The following is a 19,738-nucleotide window of genomic DNA, read 5'->3' on the forward strand; positions in this document are numbered from 1 at the left end:
AGGCCCCGATGACGCCCAACACCCTGAGCAGCCAGGCCGCCGAGACCGGCGCGCTGATGGAACGCGTGCTGTACGAAGTCAAGCGCGTCGTCGTCGGCCAGGATCGCTTCCTCGAGCGCGTGCTCGTCGCGATGCTCGCGCAGGGCCACCTGCTCGTCGAAGGCGTGCCGGGGCTGGCCAAGACGCTGACGGTCAAGACGCTGGCGCAGACGCTGCGCGGGCAATTCAAGCGCATCCAGTTCACACCCGACCTCGTGCCCGCGGACCTGGTGGGCACGCGCATCTACAACCAGAAGACGGGCGACTTCAGCACCACGCTGGGGCCCGTGTTCACCAACCTGCTGCTGGCCGACGAGATCAACCGCGCGCCGGCCAAGGTGCAGAGTGCGCTGCTCGAGGTGATGCAGGAGCGTCAGGTCACGATCGCCGGCGAGACGCACAAGGTGCCCGAGCCCTTCCTCGTGATGGCCACGCAGAACCCGATCGAGACCGAGGGCACCTACCCGCTGCCCGAGGCGCAGGTCGACCGCTTCATGATGAAGGTGCTCGTCGGCTACCCGACCGAGGAGGAAGAGTTCGTCATCGTCGACCGCGTCACTGGCCCGAAGATCGATGTCGTGCCGGTGTGCGACATGGCACAGCTGCAGCAGCTGCAGCGCGACTGCCGCAAGGTCTACGTCGACCCGTCACTGGTGCAGTACGCGGTCAAGCTGGTGGCCGCCACGCGCGAGCCGGCCAAGGTGGGGCTGGCGGACCTGCAGAAGTACGTGACCTTCGGCGCCAGCCCGCGCGCGACGATCGGCCTCATCGAGGGCGGACGCGCGCTCGCCTTCCTGCGCGGGCGCAGCTACATGCTGCCCGAAGACGTGCTCGACATCGCCCCCGACGTGCTGCGCCACCGCCTGTCGCTGAGCTACGAGGCGCTGGCCGACGGGCTCGACGCCGACACGCTGGTGATGAAGATCATGCAGAAGGTGCCCGCGCCCGAGCGGCCGCTCGAGAAGCATGTCCAGGTCGCCGCCTGAGCCGAGCGCGCCGCGCGCGCGCCCCGCCGGCCGTGCCGAGGCGATGCTGCACCGCCTCGACTGGACGGTGCTGCGCAAGCTCGACGGTGCGCTGCAGGGCGACTACCGCAGCCTGCTGCGTGGCGTCGGCCTCGACCTGGCCGACCTGCGCGAGTACCAGCACCACGACGACCCGCGGCACATCGACTGGAACGTGACGGCCCGCCTGCAGGTGCCGCACGTGCGCCAGTACACCGAGGATCGCGACGTGACCGCGTGGTTCCTGCTCGACCTGAGCCCGTCGGCGGGCTTCGGCTCGAACCGCAGCAAGCTCGACGTGGCCGTCGAGTTCACCGCCGTGCTCGCGCGGCTGCTCACGCGCCGCGGCAACCGCGTCGGCGCGCTCCTCTACGGCGACCGCGTCGACACCGTGGTGCCGGCGCGCAGCGGACGCCTGCAGGTGCTGCAGCTGCTGCACCGGCTGCTGCACCGCCCGCCCGCGCAGCCGATGCCCGGCGGCACGCAGCTGGCGGTGCTGCTGCGCCAGGCGCTCGAGGTCGTGCGGCGCCGCTCGATCGTGTTCGTCGTCTCCGACTTCATCAGTGCGCCGGGCTGGGACGAGCCGCTCGCTCGGCTCGCCGCGCGGCACGAGGTGATCGCGGTGCGGCTGTACGACCCGCTCGAGATGGACCTGCCCGACCTCGGCATGGTCGTGATGCAGGACCCGGAAACCGGCGAGCAGGTCGTCGTCGACACGCAGGCGCCGGGCGTTCGCCACCGCTTCGCCACCGCCGCGCGCCGACGCGAGGCCGACCTGCGCGAGGGGCTGGCGCGCGCCGGCGTCGACACGATCGAACTCGCCACCGACGACGACCTGGCTGCGACGCTGGCGCGCTTCGTCCAGCTGCGCAAGCGCCGCACGCAGCTGGCCGCCGGCGGCGCGCTGCCGGCGCACCTCGCCGCCGTTGCGTGAACGTGCAAGGAGACTGAGCCATGTCGTTCCTGTGGCCCACGATGCTGTGGAGCCTGCTGCTGGTACCGGGGCTCGTGCTCCTGTACCTGTGGCTGCTGTCGCGGCGCAAGAAGGTCGCGCTGCCGTACGCCCAGCTCGCGCTCGTCAAGGAGGCGATGGCCAAGGGCGTGGGCTGGCGCCGCCACGTGCCGCCGGCGCTGCTGCTGCTGGCGATCACGGCGATGCTGGTGGCCACCGCGCGCCCGACGGCGGTGATCACGCTGCCGCTGGCCGAACAGACCATCATCCTCGCGATGGACGTCTCCGGCAGCATGCGCGCCACCGACGTGCAGCCCAGCCGCCTCGAGGCGATGCAAGCCGCCGGCAAGGCCTTCCTCACGGACTTGCCGCGCAGCGTGCGCGTCGGCGTCGTCAGCTTCGCCGGCACCGCCGCCATCGTGCAGCCGCCCACCTTCAGCCGCGAGGACGTCGTCGCCGCGATCGACCGCTTCCAGCTGCAGCGCGCCACCGCGATCGGCAGCGGCCTGATCCTGTCGCTGGCGGCGATGTTCCCCGACGCCGGCATCGACCTCAGCCAGGTCACGGGCCAGCGCAACATGCCCTCGCCGCTGGGCGCCGAGCCGAAGGCGCAGAAGGAGTTCACGCCCGTCGAGCCCGGCAGCTACGCCTCGGGGGCGATCATCCTGCTCACCGACGGCCAGCGCACGACCGGCCCGGACCCGATCGAGGCCGCGCAGATGGCCGCGCAGCGCGGCGTCAAGGTCTACACCGTGGGCATCGGCACCAAGGAGGGCGACACGATCGGCTTCGAGGGCTGGACGATGCGCGTTCGCCTCGACGAGGACACGCTCAAGCAGATCGCACAGATCACCCGCGCCGAGTACTTCTACGCCGGCACCGCCGAGGACCTGAAGAAGGTCTACGAAGGACTGTCGAGCCGGATGGTGATGGAGAAGAAGGAAACCGAGGTCAGCGGCCTGTTCGCCGCCCTCGGCGCCCTGCTCACGCTGCTGGCCGCAGGCCTGTCGATCGTCTGGTTCAACCGCGTGATGTGACGGCGCCGGTCGAGTCGATTTTCTTCGGCCACCTGGCCGTCGAGGCCGTGGCACGGTTGGCGATGCCCGATCCGGTGTTCCGCGTGAAGGGCTGCACTTTCGCCGTGCCGCAGGACGGGCAGACACCGACGCTCGGCGGGCCGAATACGTTGCTGCGCGACGCGATCACGGCACGGCTCGAGGCCGAACGCGCGGCCGCAAAGGCGCCTGCGGCATGAGGATCGCGATCGTCGGCGGCGGCCCCGCGGGCCTGTTCTTCGCGTCGCTGATGAAGCGTCACGGGCTGGCGCGTGACGTGCGCATCGTCGAACGCGACCCCGAGGGAGCGACCTACGGCTGGGGCGTCGTGCTGTCCGACGTCGCGCTGAACTTCGTCAAGGACGTCGACTCGGCGCTGCACGCGGCGCTGACCGAAGGCCAGGTGGTGTTCGACCGCATGCGCATCGTGCACCGGGGCCAGGAGGTGATCCTCGAGCACAACACGTTCTGGCGCATGGCGCGGCTGGACCTGTTGCGCATCCTGCAGGCGAGCTGCCGCGACGCCGGGGTGCGGCTCGAGTTCGGACGGCGCATCGCCGACCGCGCCGAGCTCGATGCGCTGGCCGCCGACGCCGACCTCGTCGTCGCCGCCGACGGTGCGCACAGTGCGGTGCGCACGCTGCTCGCCGCGCATTTCGGCCCCGAACTCGACGTGCGGCCGAACTGGCTCGCCTGGTACGGCACACGGCGGCGTTTCGATGCGCTGTCGCTGCTGTTCCGGCCGTGCGCGCACGGGCTGCTGATCGCGCACGCCTACACCTACACGCCGACGCTGAGCACCTTCCTCGTCGAAGCCGATCCCGACACCTTCGCCACCGCAGGGCTGGGTGCGATGAGCGAAGCCGACAGCCTGCGCCACTGCGAACGCGTGTTCGCCGACGACCTCGCCGGCGAGCCGCTGCTGTCGAACCGCTCGACGTGGTTCCGCTACGCGATCGTGCGCAACCGCTGCTGGCACCACGGCAAGGTCGTGCTGCTCGGCGACGCGCTGCGCACCGGCCACCCATCGATCGGCTCGGGCACGCGGCTGGCGATGCAGGACGCGATCGCGCTGTTTCGTGCCTTCGAGCGCGCCGGCGCCGACGTCCCCGCGGCGCTGGCCGAGTTCGAGCGTACCCGCCGCCCCGGCTCCGACGGCCTGCAGGCCGCCGCCGTCAGGAGCACCGAGTGGTACGAGACGGTGCGCTCGCGCCTGCACCTGCCGCCGGTGGCGTTCGCCTACGACTACATGCGACGCACCGGGCGCGTGTCGCACGAGGATCTGCGCTCGCGCGACCCGACGCTGGTGGCTGCCTACGAAGCGCTGCCGCCCGACAAGCGCGGCTGAAACACGCACGCCGCGGCGACTTCATTCGTCTGTCATCGCTGGCGGCCCAGACTGCCGGCCGCAGCACCGAGCGTGCCGCGACGTGCCACCTGGAGGACCCTCACGATGACGACACCCCGCCCGCTACGGGGCGCGCCGCTGCGCCGCCTCGCCACACTCGCCTGCAGTGCCGCACTTGCGCTCGCGGCGCACGCCGACCCCGGCGGCCGCGACGGCGACGACACCCGCGCATCACGCCATGCCCCGCATGCGATCGGCCTGTGGGGCGACCTGCCGTACTCGGCCGTGCAGGAGAGCGTCGGCCTGCCGAACCTGATCGCCGACATGAATGCGCACCGGCTGGCGTTCACGGTGCACACCGGCGACCTGAAGCAGGGCTCGGGCAGCCCGTGCGACGACGCGCTGTACCTGCGCGCACTGGGCTGGTTCAACGCACTGCGTGCGCCGGCGATGTTCACCCCCGGCGACAACGACTGGACCGACTGCGACCGCCCCTCCAACGGCGGCTACGATGCGCTCGAGCGGCTCGACCGCGAGCGGCAGATCTTCTTTTCGACGCCGTGGTCGCTCGGCCAGCGGCGGCTGCGCCAGCAGGTGCAAAACGAGCCGCTGTGCCTGGGCGCCGGCGGCGCCGCGGTGCCCTGCGTCGAAAACCGCCGCTGGACCCTCGGCCGCGTCGTCTACGTGACGCTGAACGTGCCCGGCTCGTGCAACAACCTGTGCGACACGAACCCGGATGCGGCCGAGTTCGCGGCCCGCAACGCCGCCAACATCCGCTGGCTTCGCGAGAGCTTCGCCATGGCCCGGGCGCAAGACGCCGCCGCGGTGATGCTGATCTCGCAGGCCAACCCGGGCTGGGACGCCAGCGACGGCACCCGCGCGCCGCGCCGCGACCCGCGCACGCTCGCACAGACCGACGGCGCGCCCGACGGCTTCCGCGACTTCCTGCTCGCGCTGCGCGAGGCGGTGACCGACTTCCGCCGCCCGGTGGCCTACGTGCACGGCGATTCGCACGACTTCCGCGTCGACAAGCCGCTGCTCGACGCGCAGGGCCGGCGGCTGGAGAACTTCACGCGCATCGAGACGCCCGGCAACAACGACGTGCACTGGGTCAAGGTCGAAGCCGACCCGCGCAGCCGCGACGTGTTCAGCGTGCAGTTCATGACCGTGCCGGGCAACCGCGTCGCGGTGCCGGCGCCCTGAGGCGCCCGCGGCTCAGCGCGCGTCGGCGACGATGCGCCCGCCCGCCAGGCGCACCGCGCGCCCGCAACGCGCGGCGAGCGCCGCATCGTGCGTGACGACGACCAGCGCCATGCCGCGCTCGCGGCACTGGCCGAGCATCAGCTCCAACACCGTGTCGGCCGTCTCGCGGTCGAGGTTGCCGGTCGGTTCGTCGGCGAGCACACAGGCCGGCTGCGTGACGAGCGCGCGCGCGAGCGCGACGCGCTGACGCTCGCCGCCGGACAGTTCCGACGGCCGGTGGTGCACGCGCTCGGCCAGACCGACGCGCGCGAGCACCTCGCGCGCCGCGGCGCGCGCGGCCGCCGGCGGCTCGCGGCGGATGCGCAGCGGCATCGCGACGTTGTCGAGCGCGCTGAACTCGGGCAGCAGGTGATGGAACTGGTAGACGAAGCCCAGGTGCCGGTTGCGCCAGCGGCCCTGCGCCGCGGCGCCCATCGCCGACAGGTCCTGCCCCTGCAGCCACACGCGCCCGGCGCTCGGCGCGTCGAGCCCGCCGAGCAGGTGCAGCAGCGTGCTCTTGCCCGAGCCCGACGCACCGACCACGGCGAGCGTCTCGCCCGCGCGCACTTCGAGGTCGACGCCGCGCAGCACCTGCACGTCCAGCGGCCCCTCGTGGAAGCGCTTGTGCAGGCCCTCGGCGCGCAGCACGACCGGCGCCTCACTCATAGCGCAGCGCCTCGGCGGGGTTCACGCGGCTGGCGCGCCAGCTCGGGTAGATCGTCGCGAGGAACGCGAGCACCAGCGAGACGACGGCGATCGGCACGATGTCGCCGGCCTGCGGGTCGCTGGGCATGCGCGTGATCAGGTAGATGCTGCCGGGCAGGAACGCGACGCCCAGCGCCCGCTCGATCGCCGGCACGATGACGTCGACGTTGAACGCCACCAGCAGGCCGAGCGCGACGCCGGCCGCGGTGCCGACGATGCCGGCGGTGGCACCCTGCACGACGAAGATGCCCATGATCGAGCGCGGGCTCGCGCCGAGCGTGCGCAGGATCGCGATGTCGGCGCGCTTGTCGGTCACCGTCATCACCAGCGTCGACACCAGGTTGAACGCGGCCACCGCGACGATCAGCGTCAGGATGATCGCCATCAGGCGCTTCTCGATCTGCACCGCGTCGAACCAGTTGCGGTTGGTGCGCGTCCAGTCGCGCACGATCACGTCGCGACCGAGCATCGACGCGAGCTCCGCCGCGACGCCGCGCGCGGCATGCACGTCGGCCAGCCGCAGCTGCACGCCGGTCGGCCCCTCGACGCGGAACAGCGCCGCCGCGTCGCGCAGGTGGATCAGCGCCAGTGCGCTGTCGTACTCATAGTGGCCGGTGTCGAAGGTGCCCGTGACCGTGAACTGGCGCAGCCGCGGGATCACGCCGGCCGGCGTGACCTGCCCGCCCGGGGCCACCAGCGTGACCTTGTCGCCCACCGTCACGCCGAGCTGGCGCGCCAGCTCGGCGCCGAGCACGACGTGCCACTCGCCCGGGCGCAGCGTGGCCAGCGTCGTGTCGCGCAGCCGCGCCGCGAGCTCGGTCACCGTGGCCTCGGCCGCGGGCTCGATGCCGCGCACGACGGCGCCGCGCATGTCCTCGCCGCGCGCGATGAGCGCCTGCGCCGCGACGAACGGCGCCGCGCCGCGCACCTGCGGGTGGCGTTTCGCGGCCTCGGCGGTGGCCTGCCAGTCGGGCAGCGCGGCGCCGTCCCAGGCATGGATCTCGACGTGCGAGATCACGCTGAGCATGCGGTCGCGCACCTCCTTCTGGAACCCGTTCATCACCGACAGCACGATGATCAGCGCCGCCACGCCGAGCGCGATGCCCAGCATCGACACGGCCGAGATGAACGAGATGAAGCCGTTGCGCCGGCCGGCACGGCCGGCACGGGTGTAACGCCAGCCGACCTGGAGCTCGTACCACGGGTTCATCGGGCTGGCATGCTACCCGAGGGCCCGCGGTGCGCCGCGGCGGCGGGACTCCCGCGCGCCGGGATAATCCGCCGCAATGCATCTCGTGGTCCCGTTCGCCGCGCCGCTGTCCGACGCCGGGCGGCAGGCGCTGCGCGATGTCGAGCTGCCGCACCTGGCCGAACTGCTGAGCGCGCGTCGCCGCGAGCGTCGCGACGACGGCGACGAGTGGTCGCTGACGCCGCCGCACGAACGTGCGCTCGCCCGCGCGTGGGGTTGGGCCGCCGCCGAAGGCGCGCTGCCGTTCGCGGCGCACACCGCCGCGCAGGCCGGCATCGAACCGGGCGACCTCGCGTGGGGCCTGCTGACGCCGGTGCACCTGCACTTGGGCACCGAGCAGGTGAGCCTGCTCGACCCGCAGGCGCTGCAGCTCGACGAAGCCACGTCGCGCGCGCTGTTCGACGCCGTCGCGCCGCTGTTCACGAGCGAGGGCTTCGTGCTGCGCTGGGTCGCGCCGCTCGTGTGGCTGACCGCGCACGAGACGCTGCGCGCGCTGCCCACCGCGTCGCTCGACCGCGTGATCGGCCGCCACGTCGACCGCTGGCTGCCCGATGCACCCGCGGCCCGCCTGCTGCGCCGGCTGCAGAATGAGGTGCAGATGCTGCTGTACATGCACCCCGCCAACGCCGAGCGCGAATCGCAGGGCCGCCTGAGCGTCAACTCGGTGTGGCTGAGCGGCTGCGGCGCGTACCAGCCGGCACGACCGGCATCCGCCCTCGCCGTCGACGACCGCCTGCGCACCCCGGCGCTCGCCGAGGACTGGGCCGCGTGGCAGGCCGCGTGGCGCGCGCTCGACGCCGGCCCGCTGGCCGCGGCGCTCGCCGCGACGCGGCGCGGCGAGCCCGTGACGCTGACGCTGTGCGGCGAGCGCAGCGCCGTCACGTTCGACGCCGCCGCCCGTCGGCCGTGGGCGCGCTGGTTCGTGCGCCGGGCCGACGCCGCCGCGCTGCTGGAGACACTGTGAGTCCGCCATTCGCCGAGGAGCGCGGGGTGGCCGCGTCGATCCCGCAGACGCGCGCCGTCCCGCCGCCGATCCTCGAAGTGCGCGACGTCCCGCCGCGCGTGGCCTTCGCGCTCGAGCAGGCCGGCGTGCACCCGCTGCTCGCGCGCCTGTTCGCCGCGCGCGGCATCCGCGACCGCGACGAGCTCGACGACGGACTCGACCGGCTGCTGCCCCCGTCGACGCTGCTCGGTGCCGACCGCGCCGCACGCCGGCTGGCCGACGCGATCGCCGCGCGCGAGGCGGTGTGCGTCGTCGCCGACTACGACTGCGACGGCGCCACCGCATGCGCGGTGGCGCTGCGCGGCCTGAAGCTGCTCGGCGCCGACCCGGCGACGCTGCACTACGTCGTGCCCGACCGCGCGCGCCACGGCTACGGCCTGACGCCCACGATCGTCGACCTCGCGCGCGAGCGCGTGCCCGGCTTGAAGCTGCTGGTCACCGTCGACAACGGCATCGCCAGCGTCGAAGGCGTCGCACACGCGCGCGCACACGGCATCGGTGTCGTTGTCACCGACCACCACCTGCCGGCGGTCGAGGGCGGCCGCGTCGTGCTGCCCGACGCCGACGTCGTCGTCAACCCGAACCAGCCCGGCTGCCCGTTCGAGAGCAAGTCCATCGCCGGCGTCGGCGTGATGTTCTACGTGCTGCTCGCGCTGCGCGCCGAGCTGCGCGCGCGAGGGCGCTTCGCCGACGGCGCGCAGCCGCGGCTCGACAGCCTGCTCGACCTCGTCGCGCTCGGCACGGTGGCCGACGTCGTGCGGCTGGACGCGAACAACCGGCGCCTGGTCGCGCAGGGGCTGCGCCGCATCCGCGCCGGGCGCATGCAGCCCGGCGTCGCGGCGCTGTTCGCGGTGGCCGGGCGCGATGCGGCGCGCGCCGCGGCGTTCGACTTCGGCTTCGCGCTCGGGCCGCGCATCAACGCCGCCGGGCGGCTGGCCGACATGACGCTGGGCATCGAGTGCCTGCTCGCCGACGACGCAGCGCGCGCCGCCGAGCTCGCGCGCACGCTCGACGCGATCAACCGCGAGCGCCGCGACGTCGAGGCCGGCATGCGCGCACAGGCCGAGCTGCACCTCGACGCGCTGCTGCCCGCCGGCGTGCCGCCGCCGGCGCTGGCGCTGTTCGACGCCTCGTTCCACGAGGGCGTGGTCGGCATCGTCGCCGGCCGCGTCAAGGACCGCCTGCACCGCCCGACCTTCGTCTTCGCGCGCGGCGCCGACGGACTGCTCAAGGGCTCGGGGCGCTCGATCGCGGGCTTCCACCTGCGCGACGCGCTCGACCTGGTGGCCAAGCGCGAGCCCGGCGTGCTGCTGCGCTTCGGCGGCCACGCGATGGCCGCGGGCTGCACGCTGGCCGAGGCGCAGTTCGCACGCTTCGCCGCCGCCTTCGTGCAGGTCGCTGCCGAATGGCTCGACGCGGCGACGCTGCAGCAGCGCCTACGCACCGACGGACCGCTGCCGGCCGAGTACTTCGACGCCGAGACCGTGCGCGCGCTCGACGCGCAGGTCTGGGGGCCGGCGTTCGAGCCGCCGCTGTTCTGCGACGAGGTCGAGGTCGTCGCGCAGCGGCTGGTCGGCGAGCGCCACCTGAAGCTGCGGCTCAGGCCCGCCGGGGCCGCGTCCGGTGCGCCGCGCGAGGCGATCTGGTTCGGCCGCAGCGAGCCGCTGCCGCCGCGTGCACATGTGGCCTACCGACTGTCGCTCGACGAGTACCAGGGCCAGGCGCGCGTGCAGATGGTGATCGAGGCCGCCGTGCCGGCCGCGGGGTGACTGCACCGGCGTCGCGAACTTCCGCGCGCCGACGCCGTCGAACCGGCGTCGCCGTTTCACCGTCCCGCCCGATGCGCCGCCTGCCCACGCTGTCCGCCCTGCTCCCTGCCCTCGTGCTCGCCGCCACCGCGCTGGTGGCGCTGCCGAGCGCCGCGCTCGACGTCAAGCCCGTCACCGTCGCGCGCGGCCTGCAAAACCCCTGGGGGCTCGCGTTCCTGCCCGACGGGCGCATGCTCGTCACCGAGCGGCCGGGGCGCATGCGCATCGTCGAGCGCGACGGCACGCTCGGCGCGCCGCTGGCCGGGCTGCCGCCGGTCGTCGCCAGCGGCCAGGGCGGGCTGCTCGACGTCGCGGTCGACCCGCAGTTCGCCGACAACCGCCTCGTCTACTGGAGCTACAGCGAGCCGGCCACCGACGGCAACGGCAACAGCACCGCGGTGGCACGCGGCCGGCTCGACGGCAACCGGCTCGCCGACGTGCAGGTGATCTTCCGCCAGCAGCCCAAGGTCGCGAGCAGCCACCACTTCGGCTCGCGGCTCGTGTTCGCGCCCGACGGGCGGCTGTTCGTCACGCTGGGCGACCGCTTCTCGCGCAAGGACGACGCGCAGACGCTGGACAACCACCACGGCAAGGTCGTGCGCATCGAGCCCGACGGCAAGGTGCCCGCCGACAACCCCTTCGTCGGCCGCGCCGGCGCGCTGCCCGAGATCTGGAGCTACGGCCACCGCAACATCCAGGGCGCGGCGATCCACCCGACGACCGGCGCGCTGTGGACGACCGAGCACGGCCCGCAAGGCGGCGACGAGCTGAACCTGACCGAGGCCGGCAAGAATTACGGCTGGCCGGTGATCACCTACGGGCGCAACTACGGCACCGGCACGCGCATCGGCGAAGGCACCGAGCGCGCCGACGTCGCCGCGCCGCTGCGTCACTGGGTGCCGACCTCGATCGCACCGAGCGGCATGGCCTTCGTCACCAGCGACCGCTACCCCGGGTGGAAGGGCAGCGTGCTGATCGGTGCGCTGCGCGCACAGGCGCTCGTGCGCCTGAGCCTGGACGGCCACCGCGTGACCGGCGAGGAACGGCTGCTGACGAACCTGAACGCGCGCATCCGCGACGTGCGCCAGGGCCCCGACGGCTGGATCTATCTGCTCACCGACAGCCCCGACGGGCAGATCGTGCGCCTGGAGCGCTGAGAGTCCGCTCTCGCGGTTCAGCCCCGCGGCGGCTTCAGCGGCGGGCGGCGCGCGTCGCGCAGGCGCGCCGCCATCTCGGCGATGTCGGGCGGGTCGAACGAGCAGACGAACATCACCGCCACCGGCAGCAGCGCAGCGACGAGGAGGAAGAAGTCGCCGTGGCCGAGCAGCACGGCGAGCACCGGCAGCGCGGCGAGCGCGCCCATCGCTGCGTCGACGAGAGCCGAGCGCCGACCCGGCGAGCGGCGCGGTGGCGCGGGCGGCGGGCCGTCGGACTCAGCGGCCAAGGGTGTCCCCCTACAATCGGGCGGTGCTGGATGCCAGCTTACTCAATGCCGACCTGCATTGCCACTCCGACGTCTCGGACGGCACGCTCAGCCCGCAGGCGCTGGCCGCGCGCGCGAAGGCCAATGGCGTCGAGCTGTGGTCGCTGACCGACCACGACGAGGTCGGCGGCCAGGCCGCCGCGCGTGACGCGGCGCGCGGGCTGGGGCTGCCGTACCTGACCGGCTGCGAGATCTCGGTCAGCTTCCTCGACCAGACGGTGCACGTCGTCGGCTTGGGCTTCGACGCCGACGACGCCGCGCTGCGCGACGGCCTGGCCGCCACCCGCGCCGGACGCGAGCAGCGCGCGCGCGAGATGGCCGCCAGCCTCGCGCAGGTCGGCATCAAGGGCGCGTTCGACGGCGCGCTGAAGTACGTCGGCAACCCCGAGCTGATTTCGCGCACGCACTTCGCGCGTTTCCTCGTCGAGACCGGCGTGTGCCGCGACACGCACGAGGTCTTCCGCCGCTACCTGACCGAGGGCAAGCCGGGCCACGTGCCGCACCGCTGGGCGCGGCTCGGCGACGCGGTGCGCTGGATCACCGCGGCCGGCGGCGTCGCCGTGATCGCGCACCCGGCGCGCTACCGCTTCACGCCGACCGAGGAATATGCGTTGTTCAGCGAGTTCGTCGCGCACGGCGGACGCGGCGTCGAGGTCGTCACCGGCAGCCACACGACGGCCGAGTACGCCACCTACACCGGGCTCGCGCTCGAGTTCGGCCTGCTCGCCTCGCGCGGCAGCGACTTCCACGACCCCGACGAGAGCCACACCGACCTCGGCGCGCTGCCCGACCTGCCCGGCCGGCTCACACCGGTGTGGGCCGCGCTCGCCGAGCGGGTGATCCGGCCGTGAGCGTCGCCACGCTGCGCGCCGGCGCGCCGACGGCCACGCGTCCGCTGCTCGGCGTCGCGCTGATCGGCGCGATGGCGGCGTGCTTCGCGGTGCTCGACACCACCGTCAAGGTCGTCGGCGCCGTCGTGCCGGTGCTCGTCGTGCTGTGGGCGCGCTACGCGTTCCAGGCCGTCGTGATGTCGGCGTGGCTGGCCGCGCCGTCGCGGCGCGCGCTGTGGCGCCCGGCGCACCCGCGCTTCCAGCTGCTGCGCGGCACGCTGCTGTTCACCGTCAGCGCGCTGAGCTTCATCGGGCTGCAGCACCTGCCGGTCGCGGAGTTCACCGCGATCTTCATGATCACGCCGGTGCTGTCGATCGTCGTCGCCGCGCTCGTGCTACGCGAGCGCTTGACGCCGTGGCGCTGGGCGCTGGTGGCCGGCGCCTTCGCCGGCGCGCTCGTCGTGCTGCGCCCGGGCAGCGGGCTGTTCGGCTGGGCTGCGCTGTTCCCGCTCGCCGGCGCGACCTGCTATGCCGCGTTCCAGGTCCTCACGCGCCGGCTCGCTGGCCACGAGCACCCGCTGACGACGCACCTGTACACCGGCGTCGTCGGCACCGTGCTCGGCTCGCTCGTGCTCGCCGCGCTGCCGGTCGACGTCGTGCCGTCGCTGGCCGCGGCCGACGCGCGCGCGATCGCGCTGATGCTGCTCGTCGGGCTGATGGGCACCGTCGGCCACGGGCTGCTGATCCTCGCGATGGGCATGGCGCCGGTGGCGCTGCTGATGCCGTTCACCTACCTACAGATCGTGCTCGCCGCGTTCGCCGGCTGGGTCGCGTTCGGCCACCTGCCCGACGGCTGGGCCGTCGTCGGCATGGCCGTCATCGCGGCCTGCGGCGCCACCAGCGCGTGGCTCAACGTGCGCGCCGCGCCAGGCCGGCGCGCGCCGCCGCCGGTGGCGGTCGACTCGATCGGCGACTGACGACGCGTCCGCGATGGCCCAGTACTTCGAGGTCCACCCCGACAACCCGCAGCCGCGGCTGCTCAAGCAGGCTGCGCAGATCCTGCACGGCGGCGGCATCGCGGCGATCCCGACCGACTCGAGCTACGCGCTGGTGTGCCACCTCGACGACAAGGCCGCCGCCGAGGCGCTGCGGCGCATCCGCCAGGTCGACGAGCGCCACCACCTGACGCTGCTGTGCCGCGACCTGTCGGAGCTGGCCAGCTATGCGCGCGTCGACAACCGCCAGTACCGGCTGCTCAAGCTCGCGACGCCGGGGCCGTTCACGTTCATCCTCGAGGCGACGAAGGAGGTGCCGCGGCGCCTGAGCCACCCGTCGCGACGCACGATCGGGCTGCGCGTGCCCGACCACCGCGTCACGCAGGCGCTGCTCGCGCTGTTCGGCCAGCCGCTGCTGGCCACGACGCTGATCGCGCCCGGCGAGACCGAGCCGCTGAACGACCCGCACGAGATCCGCGCGCGCTTCGAGAAGCTGCTGCAGGCCATCGTCGACGCCGGCGCGTGCCCGATGCAGCCGACGACCGTGATCGACCTGAGCGGCGACGTGCCCGTGCTCGTGCGCCAGGGCCGCGGCGACGCCGCCGCACTCGGCCTGGCGCTCGATTGATCAGCCGGCGCCGGCCTGCAGCGCGCGCAGCACGCGCGCGGCGTCGAAGCCGGTCTGCACCTGGCCGCGCACGATCAGCGTCGGCGTGGCCTGCTTCGGCAGCGACTCGTAGGTCGCCTCGCAGGCCGCGTCGCGCTCGATGAAGCACTCCTCGAACGGCACGCCGTGGCGCTCCATCCACAGCCGTGCCTCGGTGCAGAACGGGCAGCTCAGCGACGACACCATGCGGATGTCGCCCGGCTGCGCGAGGCGCGCAATCTCGTCGCCGAGCTCTCGCTGCCGGCGGTCGCCGAACCACTGCGTGGCCAGCGCGACCGCGGCCACGACGGCGACGAACCCGATCAGCGAGCGGCGCGACGCAGCCATCGCGCGGGGCACCGGTTCAGACCGCGGCGGTCACGACGATCTCGACCTTCCACGTCGGCTTGGCCAGCGCGGCCTGCACCGTGGCGCGCGGCGGCGTGTGGCCGGGCACGACCCACTGGTCCCACACGGCGTTCATCGCCGGGAAGTCGGCGATGTCGGCGAGGAAGATCTGCGCGCGCAGGATCTTGGTCTTGTCGCTGCCGGCCCGCGCGAGCAGCGCGTCGATCGCGGCGAGCACCTGCCGCGTCTGGCCCGTGATGTCGAGCGTGTCGTCGGCAGCAACCTGGCCGGCGAGGTAGACGGTGCCGTCGTGCACCGCCATCTCGGACATGCGCGCGCCGACGTCGAAGCGTTGAATCATGGATTCGTTCCTCAGTGGTGTTTGTGGCCGTGGCTGCCGCGGCCGGGCGGCGGCGATGCGGCCGCCTTCTGCCCGAATCGGCTCTCGGTGCCGGCGAGCAGCTTGCGGATGTTCGATTCGTGTCGCCACACGAGCAGCAGGCTCATCAGCGCGATCGCGACCACCGTCGTGTCGGCGCCCCAGATCAGCAGCTGATAGAACGGCGCGAACAGCGCGGCGACGATCGACGCCAGCGACACGTAGCGGAAGAAGTACAGCACGATCGCAAAGCTCGCCAGCGTGAAGGCGCCGAGCACCGGGTTGAGCGCGAACAGCACGCCGGCCGCCGTGGCCACGCCCTTGCCGCCCTGGAAGCGGAAAAACACCGGCCACACGTGGCCGACGAAGGCCGCCACGCCGACCCACGCCGCGGTGTCGGGGCCCAGCCCGACGCGCGGGCCCCACACCAGCACCGCGAGCACCGGCAGGTAGCCCTTGAGCGCGTCGAGCGCGAGCGTGGCCACCGCCGCCTTGCGGCTGCCCGAGCGCAGCACGTTCGTCGCGCCGGGGTTGTGGGAGCCGTAGGTGCGCGGGTCGGCGAGCCCCATCGCGCGGCTGACGATGACGGCGAACGACAGCGAGCCGATCAGGTAGGCGGCGACGAGCGCGAGCAGCGGGTAGACCAGTTCCATGCCGGGGCAGGGCAGCGCGACGCGGGGACCGGCAGTGTACGCGCCGCCCGCGCGGCGGCCGCCGTCAGAGCGCGCAGTGCACCGCGCGCGCGCCGAGCAAGTCGACGAGCACCTGCGGCGCGATGCCGACGAGGTAGCCGCGCCGCCCGCCGTTGATCAGGATGCGCGGCAGCGCGAGCACGCTGGCCTCGACGTAGACCGGCACGCCGGCGCGCCGGAACCCGAACGGCGACGTGCCGCCCACCAGGTAGCCGCTGTGGCGCTGCGCGACCTCGGGCCGGCACGGCTCGACGCTCTTGCAGCCGATCGCGCGCGCCAGGTTCTTCGTGCTGACCTCGCGGTCGCCGTGCATCAGCACCACGAGCGGCTGCGCGCGCTCGTCCTGCATCACCAGCGTCTTGACGACTTCGTGCAGCGGCACGCCGAGCTGGCGCGCCGACTCGGCCGCACCGCCGTGGTCGACGTAGTCGTACGGGTGCTCGGTGAACGCGACGCCGGCGGCGCGCAGCGCCTGCGTGGCCGGCGTCTCGCTGACGTGTCGGTCCTTCTTCGCCATCGCGCGCGTCACTGGCCGGGATCGCGGATCTCCCAGCGGATGCGGTCGATCTCGGCGAGCAGCTCGGGCGACAGCGTGGTGCCCCACGCGTCGAGGCACTCGTCGAGCTGCGCGACGCTGGTCACGCCGATGATCGTGCTCGCCACGCGCCAGCTGCGGTAGCAGAACGCGAGCGCCATCGCGGTGGGCGCAAGGCCGTGCGCGCGCGCCAGCGCGTTGTAGCGCTTCGCGGCGGCCAGCGCCTCGGGGCGGCCCCAGCGCTGCTGCTTCATGCTGTCGAAGATCGCGAGCCGCCCCGGGTTGGCCGGGTCGTCGAGGCCCCTGGCGTCGTACTTGCCGGTCAAGAGGCCGAAACCCAGCGGCGAGTACGCGAGCAGCGACACCCGCTCGCGGTGCAGCACCTCGTCGAGGCCGTTGTCGACGACGCGGTTGACGAGGCAGTACGGGTTCTGCACCGTGGCCACGCGCGGCAGGCCGTGTTTGTCGGCCTCGCGCAGGAAGGCCATCACGCCCCACGGCGTCTCGTTGCTCAGGCCCACCGCGCGCACCTTGCCGGCGCGCACGAGGCGGTCGAGCGCCTCGAGCTGCGCCTGCACCGCGAGCACCGGCCGGTCCTTCGCCGGGTCGAAGTACAGCCCGCCGAACATCGGCACGTGGCGCACCGGCCAGTGGATCTGGTACAGGTCGATCACGTCGGTGCCCAGGCGCTTCAGGCTCGCGTCGCAGGCGTCGATGAAGTCCTGCGGCTGCACCTCGGCGCGGCCGCCGCGGATCCAGTGGTACGCGCGCGCCGAGCCCGAGACCTTGGTCGCGAGCACGACCTTGTGGCGCGCGCCGGGGCGCTGCGCGAACCAGCGCCCGAGGATGCGCTCGGTGTCGCCGAAGCGCTCGGCGCTCGGCGGCACCGGGTACATCTCGGCGGTGTCGAGGAAGTCGATGCCGCGCTCGAGCGCGCGGTCGAGGATCGCGAACGCCGTCTTCTCGTCGACCTGGCGCTCGCCGAAAGTCATCGTGCCGAGGCAGATCTTGCCGACCTTCAGGCCGCTCGTGCCGAGCGTGGTGTGCTCCATCGGGGTCTCCTTTCGCGGGGGCGAAGTGTGCCGCAAGGGGCGCGGCGACGCTGCGGGGCTGCGCTATCCTCGTCGCCGCCGCCATGACGATTGCCGCCGCACCGCAGGCCGCGCCCGGCGCTGCCGGGGAGTCCGCGCGCAAGCGCGTCTTCGTGCTCGGCGCCACCGGCACGATCGGCCGCGCGACGGTGCGCGCGCTCGTGCAGCGCGGCCACGCGGTGGTGTGCTTCGTGCGCCCGCGCGCCGGCGCAGGCGGCACGCGCGCACCCGACGATGTGCCGCGCGGGCTCGCCGGCGCCGAGCTGCGCGTCGGCGACGTGACCGACCCGGCCTCGCTCGCGCGCGATGGCTTTCGCGGCGAACGCTTCGACGCCGTCGTCTCTTGCCTGGCCTCGCGCACCGGCGCGCCGGCCGACGCGTGGGCCATCGATCATCGCGCCCACGTGCACGCACTGCGCGCGGCGAAGGACGCCGGCGCGACGCACTTCGTGCTGCTGTCGGCGATCTGCGTGCAAAGGCCGCGGCTCGCGTTCCAGCAGGCCAAGCTCGCGTTCGAGCGCGAGCTGATGGACTCGGGGCTCACGTGGTCCATCGTGCGGCCCACCGCGTTCTTCAAGTCGCTGTCGGGACAGGTCGAACGCGTGAAGCGCGGCAAGCCGTTCGTCGTGTTCGGCGACGGCACGCTGACGGCGTGCAAGCCGATCGCCGACGAGGACCTCGCCGACTATCTGGCCGGCTGCCTCGACGACGCGCAGCGCTGGAACCACGTGCTGCCGATCGGCGGGCCGGGCGAGGCGATCACCCCGCGCGCGCAGGGCGAACTGCTGTTTTCGCTGCTCGGCCGTCCGCCGCGCTTCAGGCGGGTGCCGGTCGCGCTGCTCGACGCCATCGTCGCGGTGCTCGCCGCGCTCGGGCGCGTGCTGCCGCCGCTGGCCGACAAGGCCGAGTTCGCGCGCATCGGGCGCTACTACGCGACCGAGTCGATGCTCGTGCTCGACCCGGCCAGCGGCCGCTACGACGCGTCGGCGACGCCGTCGCACGGCACGCGCACGCTCGCCGACCACTACGCGGCGCTGCTGCGCGGCGAGGCCAGCGTCGACCTCGGCGACCACGCCGTGTTCTGACCGCCCCGCCCGCGACGTGAGGCCTGCAGCCCCTCAGGTGGGGTGTGCGCGCGGGGGGCGGCACCGGGCCGTCGTGGCCCGCCGGAGACAATGGTGTCGATGCCCCGCCCGCCGATCACGAGCGCCCCCGCACCGGCCGCGCCGGCACCGGCGCGGCAGGCCGCACCGCCGCAGCCTCGGCGCGGCGCGGGTCTGGACGCCGACGCGCGGCGGCTGGCGCTGCCGCTCGCGCTGTCGCTGGCGACGCATGCCCTGCTGCTGAGCCTGACGTTCGGCGACGATGTGCTCGGGCTGCCGCGACTGGCCTGGCCTTGGCAGGAACGGCGGCTGGTCGTGCCCGAGCTGCGCGTGGTGCTGACGCCCCCACCGGCGGCCGCGGCGCCCTCGCCGACCGCACCCGCCGCGGCCACGCTGCTGCCGGCGCGACCGCCGGCGACGGCCGTGCCTGCGCATCCGCCCCCTTCGTCGACGCCGTCGCGGGCTGCGACACAGCGTGGCGGCGCCGAGCCGGTACCGCCACCACCCCCGTTCGCGTCGCCCGCGGCGCAGGTCGCGGCAGCGCTGGCACCGGCCGCGGCCGAGACGCCCCCGCCCGCGGTGGCGTCGCTGCCGCCCCCCACCGAGCCAGCCGACGACGACGGCGCCGCAACCGCCACGACGCCGGCGGCCGAAGCCGCGCCCTCCCCGCCGGCCGAAGTCGCGGCGACGCCGGTGATCGCCGTCGCGCCCGAGGTCGCGAGCCCCGAACGCGTCGCATCGGCACCGGCCGACGATGCCGACGACGCGGGGCGCACGCAGGCCGCGCTCGCGCAGGCGCAGCGGCTCGAAGCACGGCGGCTCGAGGCCGAGGCCGCGCGCGCCGCGGCGGTACGGCGTCAGGCCGAGCGGGATGAAGCGGCACGCCAGGACGCTGTGCAGCAGCAAGCCGAGCGCGAGGTGGCCGCTCGCCTCGAAGCGCAGCGCCTGGAGGCCGAGCGCGCCGAAGCCGCGCGCCTGCAAGCCGAGCGCGAGCAAGCCGCCCGCCTCGAAGCCGAACGGGAAGCCGCAGCGCGCCGCGAGGCCGCACGGCAGCAAGCCGAACTCGAGGAGGCCGCTCGCAGGGAAGCCGCTCGCCTCGAAGCGCAGCGCCTGGAGGCCGAGCGCGCCGAAGCCGCGCGCCTGCAAGCCGAGCGTGAGCAAGCCGCCCGGCTCGAGGCCGAACGGGAAGCGGCAGCACGGCGCGAGGCCGCACGGCAGCAGGCCGAGCTCG

21 protein-coding genes and 1 pseudogene are annotated in these 19,738 nt (G+C 73.7%); 14 read left to right on the forward strand and 8 right to left on the reverse strand.

Annotation, left to right across the window (positions count from 1 at the left end):
• The first annotated feature begins 8 nt into the window (after window positions 1-8).
• The 6 genes from DRV96_RS01420 to DRV96_RS01445 all read left to right on the forward strand — a co-directional run bounded on the left by DRV96_RS01420 (window position 9) and on the right by DRV96_RS01445 (window position 5,601).
• Window positions 9-1,025: an AAA family ATPase gene (locus DRV96_RS01420; protein ID WP_119286856.1), complete on the forward strand. Its 1,017-nt coding sequence runs from the start codon at window positions 9-11 to the stop codon at window positions 1,023-1,025.
• The gene (locus DRV96_RS01425) at window positions 1,006-1,977 is read left to right on the forward strand and encodes a DUF58 domain-containing protein (protein ID WP_119286858.1); all 972 of its coding nucleotides are present in this window, start codon (window positions 1,006-1,008) and stop codon (window positions 1,975-1,977) included. Before DRV96_RS01420 ends, DRV96_RS01425 begins: the two co-directional genes overlap by 20 nt.
• A gap of 20 nt (window positions 1,978-1,997) precedes the next feature.
• On the forward strand, window positions 1,998-3,032 hold the full coding sequence (locus DRV96_RS01430; protein ID WP_119286861.1) for a VWA domain-containing protein: 1,035 nt from the start codon (window positions 1,998-2,000) through the stop codon (window positions 3,030-3,032).
• On the forward strand, window positions 3,029-3,250 hold the full coding sequence (locus DRV96_RS01435) for a hypothetical protein (protein ID WP_119286863.1): 222 nt from the start codon (window positions 3,029-3,031) through the stop codon (window positions 3,248-3,250). Before DRV96_RS01430 ends, DRV96_RS01435 begins: the two co-directional genes overlap by 4 nt.
• On the forward strand, window positions 3,247-4,398 hold the full coding sequence (locus DRV96_RS01440) for an FAD-dependent monooxygenase (RefSeq protein WP_119286864.1): 1,152 nt from the start codon (window positions 3,247-3,249) through the stop codon (window positions 4,396-4,398). The genes DRV96_RS01435 and DRV96_RS01440 overlap by 4 nt, the downstream gene beginning before the upstream one ends.
• 105 nt (window positions 4,399-4,503) lie before the next feature.
• Window positions 4,504-5,601 (forward strand): hypothetical protein, encoded by a 1,098-nt coding sequence (locus tag DRV96_RS01445; protein WP_210756946.1) that lies wholly within the window; start codon window positions 4,504-4,506, stop codon window positions 5,599-5,601.
• Window positions 5,602-5,613: 12 nt separating this feature from the next.
• Here the strand turns inward: DRV96_RS01445 and DRV96_RS01450 are convergent, their stop codons facing one another.
• Together DRV96_RS01450 and DRV96_RS01455 are read right to left on the reverse strand one after the other, a co-directional pair.
• Window positions 5,614-6,306 carry an ABC transporter ATP-binding protein gene (locus tag DRV96_RS01450; RefSeq protein ID WP_119286866.1) on the reverse strand — a complete coding sequence of 231 codons (693 nt, stop codon included), beginning with the start codon at window positions 6,304-6,306 and terminating at the stop codon, window positions 5,614-5,616.
• On the reverse strand, window positions 6,299-7,555 hold the full coding sequence (locus DRV96_RS01455) for a lipoprotein-releasing ABC transporter permease subunit (protein WP_119286868.1): 1,257 nt from the start codon (window positions 7,553-7,555) through the stop codon (window positions 6,299-6,301). Before DRV96_RS01455 ends, DRV96_RS01450 begins: the two co-directional genes overlap by 8 nt.
• A 76-nt stretch (window positions 7,556-7,631) precedes the next feature.
• Here DRV96_RS01455 and DRV96_RS01460 point away from each other — a divergent pair, with 76 nt between their 5' ends.
• The 3 genes from DRV96_RS01460 to DRV96_RS01470 all read left to right on the forward strand — a co-directional run bounded on the left by DRV96_RS01460 (window position 7,632) and on the right by DRV96_RS01470 (window position 11,562).
• The gene (locus tag DRV96_RS01460; protein WP_119286870.1) at window positions 7,632-8,558 is read left to right on the forward strand and encodes a hypothetical protein; all 927 of its coding nucleotides are present in this window, start codon (window positions 7,632-7,634) and stop codon (window positions 8,556-8,558) included.
• A gap of 26 nt (window positions 8,559-8,584) precedes the next feature.
• Window positions 8,585-10,366, forward strand: a complete 1,782-nt coding sequence (gene recJ / locus DRV96_RS01465; protein ID WP_235823238.1) for a single-stranded-DNA-specific exonuclease RecJ — start codon at window positions 8,585-8,587, stop codon at window positions 10,364-10,366.
• A gap of 71 nt (window positions 10,367-10,437) precedes the next feature.
• Entirely contained in the window at window positions 10,438-11,562 is a 1,125-nt protein-coding gene (locus DRV96_RS01470) for a PQQ-dependent sugar dehydrogenase (protein ID WP_119286872.1), read from the forward strand.
• Between the two features lie 17 nt (window positions 11,563-11,579).
• Here DRV96_RS01470 and DRV96_RS01475 read toward each other — a convergent pair whose 3' ends face one another.
• A complete protein-coding gene (locus DRV96_RS01475) occupies window positions 11,580-11,768 on the reverse strand; it encodes a hypothetical protein (RefSeq protein ID WP_119286874.1) in 189 nt (62 codons plus the stop codon).
• Window positions 11,769-11,875: 107 nt separating this feature from the next.
• Here DRV96_RS01475 and DRV96_RS01480 point away from each other — a divergent pair, with 107 nt between their 5' ends.
• Genes DRV96_RS01480 through DRV96_RS01490 form a run of 3 tightly spaced genes read left to right on the forward strand, consistent with a single transcriptional unit; the run spans window position 11,876 to window position 14,341 of the window.
• The gene (locus DRV96_RS01480) at window positions 11,876-12,739 is read left to right on the forward strand and encodes a 3',5'-nucleoside bisphosphate phosphatase (RefSeq protein ID WP_119286938.1); all 864 of its coding nucleotides are present in this window, start codon (window positions 11,876-11,878) and stop codon (window positions 12,737-12,739) included.
• Complete coding sequence (locus DRV96_RS01485; RefSeq protein WP_119286877.1) at window positions 12,736-13,695, forward strand: DMT family transporter; 960 nt, start codon at window positions 12,736-12,738, stop codon at window positions 13,693-13,695. The genes DRV96_RS01480 and DRV96_RS01485 overlap by 4 nt, the downstream gene beginning before the upstream one ends.
• A 13-nt stretch (window positions 13,696-13,708) precedes the next feature.
• A complete protein-coding gene (locus DRV96_RS01490; RefSeq protein ID WP_119286879.1) occupies window positions 13,709-14,341 on the forward strand; it encodes an L-threonylcarbamoyladenylate synthase in 633 nt (210 codons plus the stop codon).
• Here DRV96_RS01490 and DRV96_RS01495 read toward each other — a convergent pair whose 3' ends face one another.
• The 5 genes from DRV96_RS01495 to DRV96_RS01515 all read right to left on the reverse strand — a co-directional run bounded on the left by DRV96_RS01495 (window position 14,342) and on the right by DRV96_RS01515 (window position 17,365).
• Complete coding sequence (locus DRV96_RS01495) at window positions 14,342-14,707, reverse strand: glutaredoxin family protein (RefSeq protein WP_119286881.1); 366 nt, start codon at window positions 14,705-14,707, stop codon at window positions 14,342-14,344.
• A gap of 16 nt (window positions 14,708-14,723) precedes the next feature.
• Window positions 14,724-15,068: a RidA family protein gene (locus DRV96_RS01500; RefSeq protein ID WP_119286883.1), complete on the reverse strand. Its 345-nt coding sequence runs from the start codon at window positions 15,066-15,068 to the stop codon at window positions 14,724-14,726.
• Window positions 15,069-15,079: 11 nt separating this feature from the next.
• Window positions 15,080-15,739 (reverse strand): glycerol-3-phosphate 1-O-acyltransferase PlsY, encoded by a 660-nt coding sequence (gene plsY / locus DRV96_RS01505; protein WP_119286886.1) that lies wholly within the window; start codon window positions 15,737-15,739, stop codon window positions 15,080-15,082.
• Window positions 15,740-15,803: 64 nt separating this feature from the next.
• Window positions 15,804-16,295, reverse strand: coding sequence for an aminoacyl-tRNA deacylase (locus tag DRV96_RS01510; protein ID WP_119286941.1), 492 nt, complete (start codon window positions 16,293-16,295; stop codon window positions 15,804-15,806).
• Window positions 16,296-16,303: 8 nt separating this feature from the next.
• Window positions 16,304-17,365, reverse strand: coding sequence for an aldo/keto reductase (locus tag DRV96_RS01515; protein ID WP_119286888.1), 1,062 nt, complete (start codon window positions 17,363-17,365; stop codon window positions 16,304-16,306).
• 83 nt (window positions 17,366-17,448) lie between these two features.
• On the opposite strand from DRV96_RS01515, the gene DRV96_RS01520 reads away from it, so the two are divergent.
• Both DRV96_RS01520 and DRV96_RS17950 read left to right on the forward strand, forming a co-directional pair.
• A complete protein-coding gene (locus DRV96_RS01520; protein ID WP_119286889.1) occupies window positions 17,449-18,489 on the forward strand; it encodes an NAD(P)H-binding protein in 1,041 nt (346 codons plus the stop codon).
• A gap of 597 nt (window positions 18,490-19,086) precedes the next feature.
• A pseudogene (locus DRV96_RS17950) lies at window positions 19,087-19,738 on the forward strand (hypothetical protein); the annotation flags it as partial.

Origin of the sequence: Azohydromonas sediminis (genome assembly GCF_003574675.1) — a bacterium.
GTDB lineage: Bacteria > Pseudomonadota > Gammaproteobacteria > Burkholderiales > Burkholderiaceae_C > Calidifontimicrobium > Calidifontimicrobium sediminis.

Bases quoted from the DNA above. Each gene is read 5' to 3' on its own strand.
- DRV96_RS01420 (WP_119286856.1), top strand. From the start codon at position 9: ATGACGCCCAACACCCTGAGCAGCCAGGCCGCCGAGACCGGCGCGCTG.
- DRV96_RS01425 (WP_119286858.1), top strand. From the start codon at position 1,006: ATGTCCAGGTCGCCGCCTGAGCCGAGCGCGCCGCGCGCGCGCCCCGCC.
- DRV96_RS01430 (WP_119286861.1), top strand. From the start codon at position 1,998: ATGTCGTTCCTGTGGCCCACGATGCTGTGGAGCCTGCTGCTGGTACCG.
- DRV96_RS01440 (WP_119286864.1), top strand. From the start codon at position 3,247: ATGAGGATCGCGATCGTCGGCGGCGGCCCCGCGGGCCTGTTCTTCGCG.
- DRV96_RS01445 (WP_210756946.1), top strand. From the start codon at position 4,504: ATGACGACACCCCGCCCGCTACGGGGCGCGCCGCTGCGCCGCCTCGCC.
- DRV96_RS01450 (WP_119286866.1), bottom strand. From the start codon at position 6,306: ATGAGTGAGGCGCCGGTCGTGCTGCGCGCCGAGGGCCTGCACAAGCGC.
- DRV96_RS01455 (WP_119286868.1), bottom strand. From the start codon at position 7,555: ATGAACCCGTGGTACGAGCTCCAGGTCGGCTGGCGTTACACCCGTGCC.
- DRV96_RS01460 (WP_119286870.1), top strand. From the start codon at position 7,632: ATGCATCTCGTGGTCCCGTTCGCCGCGCCGCTGTCCGACGCCGGGCGG.
- DRV96_RS01470 (WP_119286872.1), top strand. From the start codon at position 10,438: ATGCGCCGCCTGCCCACGCTGTCCGCCCTGCTCCCTGCCCTCGTGCTC.
- DRV96_RS01475 (WP_119286874.1), bottom strand. From the start codon at position 11,768: ATGGGCGCGCTCGCCGCGCTGCCGGTGCTCGCCGTGCTGCTCGGCCAC.
- DRV96_RS01490 (WP_119286879.1), top strand. From the start codon at position 13,709: ATGGCCCAGTACTTCGAGGTCCACCCCGACAACCCGCAGCCGCGGCTG.
- DRV96_RS01495 (WP_119286881.1), bottom strand. From the start codon at position 14,707: ATGGCTGCGTCGCGCCGCTCGCTGATCGGGTTCGTCGCCGTCGTGGCC.
- DRV96_RS01500 (WP_119286883.1), bottom strand. From the start codon at position 15,068: ATGATTCAACGCTTCGACGTCGGCGCGCGCATGTCCGAGATGGCGGTG.
- plsY (WP_119286886.1), bottom strand. From the start codon at position 15,739: ATGGAACTGGTCTACCCGCTGCTCGCGCTCGTCGCCGCCTACCTGATC.
- DRV96_RS01510 (WP_119286941.1), bottom strand. From the start codon at position 16,295: ATGGCGAAGAAGGACCGACACGTCAGCGAGACGCCGGCCACGCAGGCG.
- DRV96_RS01515 (WP_119286888.1), bottom strand. From the start codon at position 17,365: ATGGAGCACACCACGCTCGGCACGAGCGGCCTGAAGGTCGGCAAGATC.
- DRV96_RS01520 (WP_119286889.1), top strand. From the start codon at position 17,449: ATGACGATTGCCGCCGCACCGCAGGCCGCGCCCGGCGCTGCCGGGGAG.